15 protein-coding genes are annotated in these 8,896 nt (G+C 47.3%); 8 read left to right on the top strand and 7 right to left on the bottom strand.

The genetic code is table 11. The features are described from left to right. Window positions 1–317 precede the first annotated feature (317 nt). The 4 genes from AC06MN_RS03275 to AC06MN_RS03260 form a co-directional block, all read right to left on the bottom strand. Entirely contained in the window at window positions 318–1,421 is a 1,104-nt protein-coding gene (locus AC06MN_RS03275) for an IS5 family transposase (protein ID WP_475670924.1), read from the bottom strand. 75 nt (window positions 1,422–1,496) lie between these two features. After that, entirely contained in the window at window positions 1,497–1,652 is a 156-nt protein-coding gene (locus AC06MN_RS03270) for a hypothetical protein (protein ID WP_475670923.1), read from the bottom strand. Between the two features lie 115 nt (window positions 1,653–1,767). Continuing rightward, the gene (locus AC06MN_RS03265) at window positions 1,768–2,358 is read right to left on the bottom strand and encodes a hypothetical protein (RefSeq protein WP_475670922.1); all 591 of its coding nucleotides are present in this window, start codon (window positions 2,356–2,358) and stop codon (window positions 1,768–1,770) included. Then, window positions 2,339–2,833 carry a Panacea domain-containing protein gene (locus AC06MN_RS03260; protein ID WP_475670925.1) on the bottom strand — a complete coding sequence of 165 codons (495 nt, stop codon included), beginning with the start codon at window positions 2,831–2,833 and terminating at the stop codon, window positions 2,339–2,341. The genes AC06MN_RS03265 and AC06MN_RS03260 overlap by 20 nt, the downstream gene beginning before the upstream one ends. A 287-nt stretch (window positions 2,834–3,120) precedes the next feature. Here AC06MN_RS03260 and AC06MN_RS03255 point away from each other — a divergent pair, with 287 nt between their 5' ends. The 8 genes from AC06MN_RS03255 (at window position 3,121) to AC06MN_RS03220 (ending at window position 6,939) form a co-directional block, all read left to right on the top strand. Further along, a complete protein-coding gene (locus AC06MN_RS03255; protein ID WP_475670921.1) occupies window positions 3,121–3,267 on the top strand; it encodes a hypothetical protein in 147 nt (48 codons plus the stop codon). 51 nt (window positions 3,268–3,318) lie between these two features. Further along, window positions 3,319–3,600 carry a DUF5053 domain-containing protein gene (locus tag AC06MN_RS03250; protein WP_475670920.1) on the top strand — a complete coding sequence of 94 codons (282 nt, stop codon included), beginning with the start codon at window positions 3,319–3,321 and terminating at the stop codon, window positions 3,598–3,600. 209 nt (window positions 3,601–3,809) lie between these two features. Then, the gene (locus AC06MN_RS03245) at window positions 3,810–3,998 is read left to right on the top strand and encodes a type II toxin-antitoxin system HicA family toxin (RefSeq protein WP_475670919.1); all 189 of its coding nucleotides are present in this window, start codon (window positions 3,810–3,812) and stop codon (window positions 3,996–3,998) included. A 48-nt stretch (window positions 3,999–4,046) separates the two neighbouring features. Continuing rightward, window positions 4,047–4,448, top strand: a complete 402-nt coding sequence (locus AC06MN_RS03240) for a helix-turn-helix domain-containing protein (RefSeq protein WP_475670918.1) — start codon at window positions 4,047–4,049, stop codon at window positions 4,446–4,448. Window positions 4,449–4,773: 325 nt separating this feature from the next. Continuing rightward, window positions 4,774–5,097: a hypothetical protein gene (locus tag AC06MN_RS03235; protein ID WP_475670917.1), complete on the top strand. Its 324-nt coding sequence runs from the start codon at window positions 4,774–4,776 to the stop codon at window positions 5,095–5,097. Window positions 5,098–5,209: 112 nt separating this feature from the next. Further along, on the top strand, window positions 5,210–5,368 hold the full coding sequence (locus AC06MN_RS03230; protein ID WP_475670916.1) for a hypothetical protein: 159 nt from the start codon (window positions 5,210–5,212) through the stop codon (window positions 5,366–5,368). A gap of 120 nt (window positions 5,369–5,488) precedes the next feature. After that, a complete protein-coding gene (locus tag AC06MN_RS03225; RefSeq protein ID WP_475670915.1) occupies window positions 5,489–5,827 on the top strand; it encodes a type II toxin-antitoxin system RelE/ParE family toxin in 339 nt (112 codons plus the stop codon). Window positions 5,828–5,847: 20 nt separating this feature from the next. Next, window positions 5,848–6,939 (top strand): ImmA/IrrE family metallo-endopeptidase, encoded by a 1,092-nt coding sequence (locus tag AC06MN_RS03220; protein ID WP_475670914.1) that lies wholly within the window; start codon window positions 5,848–5,850, stop codon window positions 6,937–6,939. Between the two features lie 275 nt (window positions 6,940–7,214). On the opposite strand, the gene AC06MN_RS03215 is transcribed toward AC06MN_RS03220, so the two are convergent. From AC06MN_RS03215 to AC06MN_RS03205, 3 genes are all read right to left on the bottom strand, one after another. Continuing rightward, the gene (locus AC06MN_RS03215; protein WP_475670913.1) at window positions 7,215–7,655 is read right to left on the bottom strand and encodes a hypothetical protein; all 441 of its coding nucleotides are present in this window, start codon (window positions 7,653–7,655) and stop codon (window positions 7,215–7,217) included. Between the two features lie 5 nt (window positions 7,656–7,660). Next, a complete protein-coding gene (locus tag AC06MN_RS03210; protein ID WP_475670912.1) occupies window positions 7,661–8,173 on the bottom strand; it encodes a Panacea domain-containing protein in 513 nt (170 codons plus the stop codon). 159 nt (window positions 8,174–8,332) lie between these two features. Beyond that, window positions 8,333–8,647, bottom strand: a complete 315-nt coding sequence (locus AC06MN_RS03205) for a hypothetical protein (RefSeq protein ID WP_475670911.1) — start codon at window positions 8,645–8,647, stop codon at window positions 8,333–8,335. Between the last annotated feature and the right edge of the window lie 249 nt (window positions 8,648–8,896).

The following is an 8,896-nucleotide window of genomic DNA, read 5'->3' as shown; positions in this document are numbered from 1 at the left end:
AAATACCAGTGTGCTCTCGCATGGATATGGCCAACAACGCAAGATTTCCTTACACATAGCAGATGCGGAGGCGTTAGCCAAAGTATTCAAGCACCAGATTCGCACAGTGATGATGCAAAACAGGTCACCTTTAGTTGATGTTGTGACTGAAAAGAATCATGGTAGGTTCTATTAATTCATAAATTCGAGTGGAAGCCGTTCCGTCAGATACTATCTTTCGGTATTAGTCGCTCATCTGAGGACTTCGGCTGTCGATTGTGTTCGTTTATCCACTCATTGACATGTTATTTTTGACGATTTGAGACGTACGGGCACAGTTATCCCTTGCAAGTGATAAGCTGTGGCTGGTAAATGTTGATCTGTACATATCTGAATATGTTATAGACGAGGTTGGTCAGAGCGTTGGCTGCTTTGGCTCGCATCATTCCGATGCTGCGGACAAGCGAGCCGTTCATCGCTCCCTCAATGAAGCCGAAGATGTGCCCAATACGGCACCTGTCCTTGCACTTGATGCGGTTGTTCTGCTTCTGCCCGTCGGTCAGAGGGTTGTTGCGATGCCCTTTCTCACAGATAATGGGATTCATTCCTTTCTTTCTGACGATTTCATCCTTGGACTCATAGCCTGCATCAAGAAAGAGGTCTTGGCCCTTATCCTTCCCCTCGATGAGAGGTTCAATGACATTTGAGTCGTGTACGCTTGCGTCTGTCGTGTGATACTTCTCTATGAGCTTGGTCTTCTTGTCCGCCTTGACGTGATTCTTGTAACCATAGTGGTTTTCACCGCGTTTCTTCGTCCATCGGGCATCAATGTCCTTGTGGGATTTCCTGTGCATCTTGCGCTTCTTCTCCTCCTCGGAATCGCCATCCTCGGGATTCCACAGGCCTTTGCCGTTACCGGCCTTGATCTGCTTGTTCTCCTCCCTGGTGTTCCTCTGCTTCGGAGCTTCAACAAAGGTCGCGTCAATTATCTTGCCCTCGTTGAATGAAAGACCCTTGCTGTCAAGGAAGGTGCGGAACTCATCAAACAGGCGGTCGAAGGTGCCGCCCTCTGCAAGCTTGTCCTTGCATGCCCAGACTGTCTTCTCGTCAGGGACCTCTGCCACCGTATGAATGCCAAGGAACTGGCGGAAACTGGTACGGTCTATAATCTGATACTGTATCTGGTGGTCGCCCAAACCATAGTAACGCTGAAGGAATATGACCTTGAACATAAGGACAACATCAATCTGCGGACGTCCTGCCCGAGTCTTGCGGTCCTTCTTGACCAGCACCTCTTCAAGTGCGGGACGGAACATCTCAAAGTCGACCAACGCGGCGAGCTGCTCAAGGGGATTGCCCATCCGGGAGAGGGCTTCGACAGTGAACTCCTCCTCGAACAGGTTCTCGCCCATCGGCTTGCGGTATGTAGTAGTTTTCTGCATGATTCCGTATGATTTCTACTGCAAAGATACGACTTCCTGCTGAAATATCAAACTAAATAACTAATTATTAGTAAGTTAATTTATAGAACAGCCCTGTATTGATTTCAGGTTTCCGCGCTGGTATATGCTCGTTAGCGTGCTTTGCGCCATTCCTATCTTTGACGCGAGGCGCGTCCTGTTTGAGCCGTACAGGTCGAGGATGATGTCAACCCTTTGTAGTATTTCGTTCATTGCGATTTTTGTTTTTGTGTTTTCGTTATTTTTTAACGACAAAAATTGTTTTATCGGGATTTTTGGTACTGATATGGTTTATCTTCGTTAGATTTTAACGAATTTATCTCCATACCTATTTGTCGAAAAACGTCTTGAACTTCTTGTTCTTGTTTTCGAGGCCGATCCGTGCGGGCTTGCTGTCATCAGGATTATTGATTGGGTTGAGTTCGTGATAGGGGTCGAAGAATAATGGATAAATCCGTCCGTAGTCCGCAAGGACGAAATATACGCGAGGAGAGCGTATTCCAGTTTTCCTGTCGGCATTCCCTTTGCTTGTGTACAGCGAGAAGTGGTATATGTCAGGAGTGACGCCTTCCGTCAGCTGAGGATAGATAGACTTTAGGATCCTGAACAGGTTCCCTTTCACTTCGGATTTATACAGGTGGTAATCGTACCTGTGCTCCAGCAGGCCGCCAAGCGTGTTGTTGGCGAACTTCATCATGGTCGTGAAGTACATGAGCGTGTCTTCGTCACAGAAGGACTGTCCGAAGCCGTATTGCGTTTCGCTGATGTCGCACAGTGCGTAGCATACTGTTATCTTGACGAGGAGCGACTCTGCCAGTTCCTCATTGGTGAGGCTTTTTATGACGGACAGCTCTTCGTTGCGCGAGGCGAGGTCTTCATCCGTAAAGACGAGGTCAGTGTCAAGGAACCTGTTTGCCATTTCTCACCCTGTCGTGGCGTTCCTTGTAGTAGGCGTACATCGAATCGAGCGGTATTTCGCGCTGCGAGTAGTCGAAAGGAGACAGCCCCTTGCGCTGGTCTGCCCATGGCGACTCGGAATGCGTCATGAAGATGAGCTGGTTCTGCGACTTCGATCCATAAAGGGTGACGACCGAGTCGATGAACTCGATTTCGTCCGTGTCGAACTTCATCATGACGGCGAGCCTTCCGGCCTCATCGGCAAGCGTGTCTTCGGTGCATCCGAAGTCGGAGGCTTTCAGGTGCCCGCACATGTCGTCAGTCTTGTCCTTGTAGAGCTGATATATGACGGGATACACAGGGCCGTTGACCCATGCCTGCGGTATGTCGGCAAACAGCGTGTTCTCGCGTCCGAAGAATACCATGTACCACGATTGCGTGTAGTAGAGTAGCTTCTGCAGCTTGAGCGGGCTTACCCGAAGCCCCTTCGAGAGCATTGAAACGCCCAAATAACGTGCTACGTCCTTGATGTCGCGAATTCCGTTTTCCATGTCTTTGATTTATTTCACGGCGCAAATATAGCTACATTTTTCTATATGTGTGGCAATAACGGTTATTTTTGGCGCAATAACATGAAATTTTGGCGCAATGGCGCAAATGGCGGGCGGGATTTCCATGTTGCAAGGTTGCAACCTGAAAAATAATACAAAAAATTGTAGTTTTTTCTTGTCAGTACGAAAAAATGTAGTATCTTTGCAGCGTTCAATCAATAAATAAAGTACCAATGAAAAAGACAGAAAAAATGGAAGTCACCCCTGAAGAAAGGGAACTCATCGAGGCAATCAGAAACTACAACAGTTCTTATCCTAACGGTCATCCACGGTTGCTGTTGTACGCGCAAGAACTCTTCGATAACATGATCACTCAGTAAAAACCAAGCCCCGCCCGAAATGGCGGGGCAAAAAAAGAAAGGATACAAGCAATGGAAACTACAATGACAAGGCCAGCAGGAAAAATCACCGACATGAAGAATGTTTTAAGCGACATACTGCTTGCAGTATCGTGGCGCGAACTGTCGAACACCTATTTTGCAAGAAGCAGTTCGTGGTTCTATCATAAAATGGATGGCATTGACGGCAATGGCGGGCAGGGCGGCTTCACGCCAGAGGAGGCTGAACAGCTGAAAGGCGCACTCTACGACCTCGCCAACCGCATACGCCGTGCAGCCGACGGAATAAAAGCCCCGGAAGGTACGACCGACTGATTGAACACAAGCCGCCGCTGGGCTTGCGGCGCAAACATGACGAAATCCCGTTCAGATTCCCGCCTTCGCGGGAATGACGAGCGGGATTTCCATTGTCGCAAGGTTGCAACCCGAAAAAAACGTGCTTTTGTATTGCTATCTAAAAAAATAGCATTATCTTTGCATCGCATTTCGGCAGGCTCAATGAGCGCAAAGAAAGGAAACAAGCCATGAAGTACAACGAACTTGAAAGACTGCTCAAAAAAATCGGGTGCTACTACACTGGCGGCAGCTTGGACGGACATCCTGAGTGGTACAGCCCATTGACGGGAAAATACTTCCCGATGAGTCACCATCACAGTCAGGAAGTGGCATCGGGCACGCTGAGGAAAATCAAGAGGGATTCGGGGCTGCAATAATCCCAACCCCAAAAAACATGACAGACGGAACAATAAAATCCTAAAAATATGGCTATGAGAATAACGGCACACATCGAATGCAACAACAGCGGTTTCTACACCGTGTATTTTGAAGAAGACCTTCCTTTCGGCTGCTTCGGCGAAGGGTTTTCGGCTGAAGAAGCGAAGGACGATTTCCTCAGAGTTTTCGAGGAAATGAGGAACAGGCACCAGGAGCGCACGGGCGAGAACGTGGAGGCGGAATTCGATTTCGTCTATGACGCTTCGGCATTCCTGCAACACTACAAGGGACTGCTGACATTGGCGGGGCTTTCTCGCATGACGGGGATAAACAAGGCGCAGCTGTCGCAATATGTGACGGGCCGCCGCCATCCTTCTGCCAAGACGCAGGAACGCATAAAGGCGAGCGTGCAGCAGTTCGCACAGGAACTGGGCCGTGCCATGGCTTGACCTTTCCTTGACACGACAAGCCGGACTTCACAGGCATGGCCTTGAATCCCGTCCACGGAAGTGGGCGGGATTCGTTTGTTTTCGCTACATTTCGTTTGTTTTCGCTACATTTGTCGCCGTAAACAGTAATGACAGGGAGGAAACCATGGTTGTTTTTCATTGTGTAGTCATGTGCGTTGCGGCTGCTGCAGCGGTAGCCGTGGCGGTGTGTGCCGCAGTGTGCGCGAGGCGCATTGGACGCGCGTGCGAGGCCTTGCGGAGGCAGGAGTCGGCTACCGTGATGGTGGAGCGGCAGTGCGCCAACATATTCAAGCTGGTGAGGGCCGTGGCAGAGAACAGGAACAGCATCGAGATTGACGGCCTCACGAAGATGAACCTTCGCATGGAGACGCGCCCGGAAAGGCGGCTCAGTGGCGGCACCGGAGCGGCTGACGGCGGCGATGGCAGCGCGAACGTGCCGCTGGCCGACTTCGACATTGCCGACCGTTTCGTGATGCGCCGCATCGACAACGTTAGCCGTCAGGAAAAAATCATGAAGAGGAACGCTAACATGCTCCATTACCATTCGGTCATTGAGGGCGACTTCCTATATCCTTCCGAAGACGAAGCCGAGCGCGACGCTGACCACAGAGACGGCAAGCTGGATTAGGCCAGCCCTCACGTCGTCGGGAGGTGGATGCGCTTGTCGATGTTTACCAGTTCTTCAAGCAGCTGCATGACGATTTCGAGGACATCATCAACCCGAAGAAAGGAGGCAAGGCATGACAAGGACTGAAATCATCTCAAAGCTTTGCGAGATGGTGGCCAATATCACAAACATACGCGAGAACGGCCTGAAAGACGAGGTCTGGATGGTTTACGCTTCTCTGAGAGAGGTTTCAGTGAGGATTCAGCTTGCGATGAAAATGCTGCAGGAATGATGTTTTTATTGCCTCGCCTTCGGGCGGGGCATTTTGATTTTTTTTATAAAAATATTAAATAACACTTTGTGTTAATTAAAAAAGTTGTATTTTTGCGCAACATTAATTATATAATAATAAATGAAAGTTTTATATGGAAACAATAAGCTGAAGAAATGTGCTGAAAACGAAAAGAAATGCTACAAGGAACTCGGACAGTTAAGGGGAGAAAAGTACTTGAAGAGGATAGGTGATCTTTTGGCGGCTGATACGCTTGAGGATGTGAGGAACCTGCCAGGCAACTATCACGAATTGACGGCGAACAGGAAAGGTCAGTGGGCATGTGACCTTGACCAACCTTACAGGCTGATATTCCAACCTGTAGAGAATCCGATACCGACAGACAAAGACGGAAAGTACATTTGGTTGGAGATAAAAGGCGTTGAAATAGAAGAAATAGATAATTATCACGGAAAATGAATGAAAAACACAAATGAGTCATGGATAACAGAGACAATGAACAGCAAATTGCAGTAGTTTACCACCCTGGAGATACACTTAGTGAGAAAATCAGGGAGATGCACATGAGCATCAAGGAGTTTGCCGTAAGGACAAGCAAGCCTGAAAAGACGATAATCGCAGTGATAAGCGGAACGAGTTCGATAACGGTTGACATGTCGGTTGCATTTGAAAACGTCACAAAGATTCCAGCACGGTTTTGGATGAACAAGCAACGCATGTATGACGAATATTTGGTGAGAAAGAAGAGAGAGGAAGAGGCTGCCCAATCAGTGGAATGGATGCGGTGTTTCCCAATAGCGGAAATGGTGAAACTTCGCTGGATTGAAACCTGCAAGACAGCCAGTGAAAAGGTGTGTGGGCTTTACAGGTTTTTCGGCATCAGCACGGAAAAGGCATGGCAAGACTATTATATGGGCCAGAAACTGAAAATGGCGTTCCGCATCTCGCTGACAGGAACAAGAAATCCGTATGCCATATCAGCATGGCTGAGGCAATGTGAACTGAAAGCGATGGAAATGGATGTTGAAACAACATACACGGAAAAGGGACTGAAAGCCGCCATCGGAACAATGAAACAAATCATGACGGAGCAACCAGATGATTTTTACGCTAAGCTTCAAGCATGTTGTGCTTCTGTCGGAATCAAGCTCGTGAATGCGCAATGTCTGCCAAAGGCTCCGATACACGGAGCAACGCGCTGGCTGAATGATACGCCTGTCATACAGCTATCTAACAGATATAAGCGATATGACATTTTCTGGTTCACGTTTTTCCATGAAATAGGACATATACTCCTTCATGGCAAGAAAGATGTGTTCATTGAAGGAGAGATAGGGTCGGAAATGGATGTGGCAAAGGAAACAGAGGCGAATGAATTTGCAGCCGAAATCCTTTTGCCTAAGAAGGAAGAGAATGAGATTGTGTCGTCGGGAAGATTCGACACGCAAACAATACGCAGATATGCGTCAAAGTTTGGCACTCATCCAAGCATTATCGCAGGTAGGCTCCAGCACCTTAAACTGATTGACTATTGGCAAGACCAATCGTTGATATGCAAGGTTGAGATTTAAAAATCGATGGACAAAGCCCCGCCACGGCGGGGCTTTTTTTGTCACCGGAAGGAAAAGCGGATGCCGTATGTTTGCGGGAAAATAGGAGGAACTATGATTACGATTGACTATCTGCGCCGGATACTCTACGACATAAAAACTGTTGAAGGCGAATCGGTAAACGTGGGGCTAACGTGGCAAGCCATTAAATGTTTGGAAAACATGTACCCTGAAACGCGAAATCCGGTACATGTCAGTGCGACATGTACCCGAATAGGGTGTAAAATGCCTTTTGCTTACAGCAGCCCGAATTCCTGAAGTTGGCGTTTGTTTGCGAATTTGCTTCCTTTCACAGTGTCGATTGCAAGTTGAAGATCTTCATGAAACAGTTCGCCGACATAAGTGAATTTTTCCATTTTTTCAATACCAACCGTTTTCAGTTCCGCACAATCGATGAACGAATCGTATTCCAGGAAAGGATTGTTTGCCATCTTCAAAGGCATATTCATTATCTGTCTTTCAACCGGGATGTTCGGATTTATCTTGGAATTGATGACAAGTCCGGCAAACATCACTTCTTCCTCGTTTTTGCCGACAACGGTAAAGTATTTTTTCCTTGAACTATATCCTTCATGTGGCTTTATGCCATTGGCTTCGTTCATTTCGATGTAGAATACATCTCCGTTCTTTATGATTTTACCGGCCAACTGCCGTTTTTGTTCTTCGCTGAATTCCATTCAAATCAGGATAAAGCCATGTCAATTTCCATCTGTTCTTCTACAAATTCCAGCATCCCTTCCGATGCGCCGCCAACCTTGGCAATAAGTATCGGCGAAAGTTTACCTGATTTCCCTGCGGCAATCCATGCCTCATCATGTGACTTTTTCAAGAGGGCTTCGAAAGACAGGCTCACGTTTTCATTTATGGATTCATCAATGGCTTCAATTTCCGCTTCCGACAGATAGTCCAAATCGGCATCTCTTTTTGCAGTGAATATGTTTTTTGCCACTCCGGAAAGTTTTCTGTAAGGATCGCTTTCCGAGCAATGATTAAGCAGTTCGTAAACATCCATCGGGACTGGACCGTATTCCAATGCTGAAAAACCTCCGGGAACAAATCCGACTCCGTATCTTGCCAAATGTTTCATTTCAGCGAAATAGAGTATCTTTACTATATGGTAAACGTCTGCACCACCAGTCACATTAAGTATGTGCAAAACCATTTCCTTTGCTTTTTCAGTCTCAAAATCTCTCATATTCCCATGTCTTTGTTTTCGCTGCAAAATTATGCACTTTTTTACTTAAAAAACAGGTTTTATGCCAAATAGTTGCAAATAAAGGCAAAAAAAGACAAAAAAAAGCAAAAAAAAGGCAAAAAGACATAGGTCGTTTCAGGCAATTCTTCACATATTATTTCAAAAGCTGGCGAAGATGCTGAAGACAATCGGGAACTTCCCTTTCAGGCCTGGCCACGCCATGCTTGGGCAGATGAAACCGTCGAGATGCCTTTGGAAAACGCCGAAACGTGAGCGGAAACGCTCCATGTTGGGCGACTGGTAGATGTCGAGTTTCGTAAACGAGCAAGTCAACACGGGGTGGAGTTCCTCGGCGATCCGCAGCAGGAAAAGAGCCGAAGCAATCCGTCCCTTCGGGCAGCGCGTCAAGAAGCGAGCCTTCACCGGCCGCAGGGTCGTAAACCGTAAAGCCGTCAAGGCACGGAAACACTCCACGGCTTTGCCAGCCCACGGCTTCGGCGTGTAGAAAGCCCCGGTTTCGGCGCGGTGCGATTCGTCCATCTTCATTTTTAGATTGTTTTTTGCTGTTAGTGTTTGTGTTTTTTCTTAGTACATGACAAAAATTTCAAGAAGAGCAAAAAAACGGAAAAATCCGGTGTTTTTTTAGTTAAAACACTTGCATAATATCTTGGAAATCAGTAACTTTGAAGAAAATTTCCTATGTTTTCCATAGCTACTGATTCC

The organism is Candidatus Limimorpha sp. (assembly GCF_056203535.1).
Note: the sequence above shows the minus strand (reverse complement) of the source record. Positions and strands in the feature narration are given on the sequence as shown.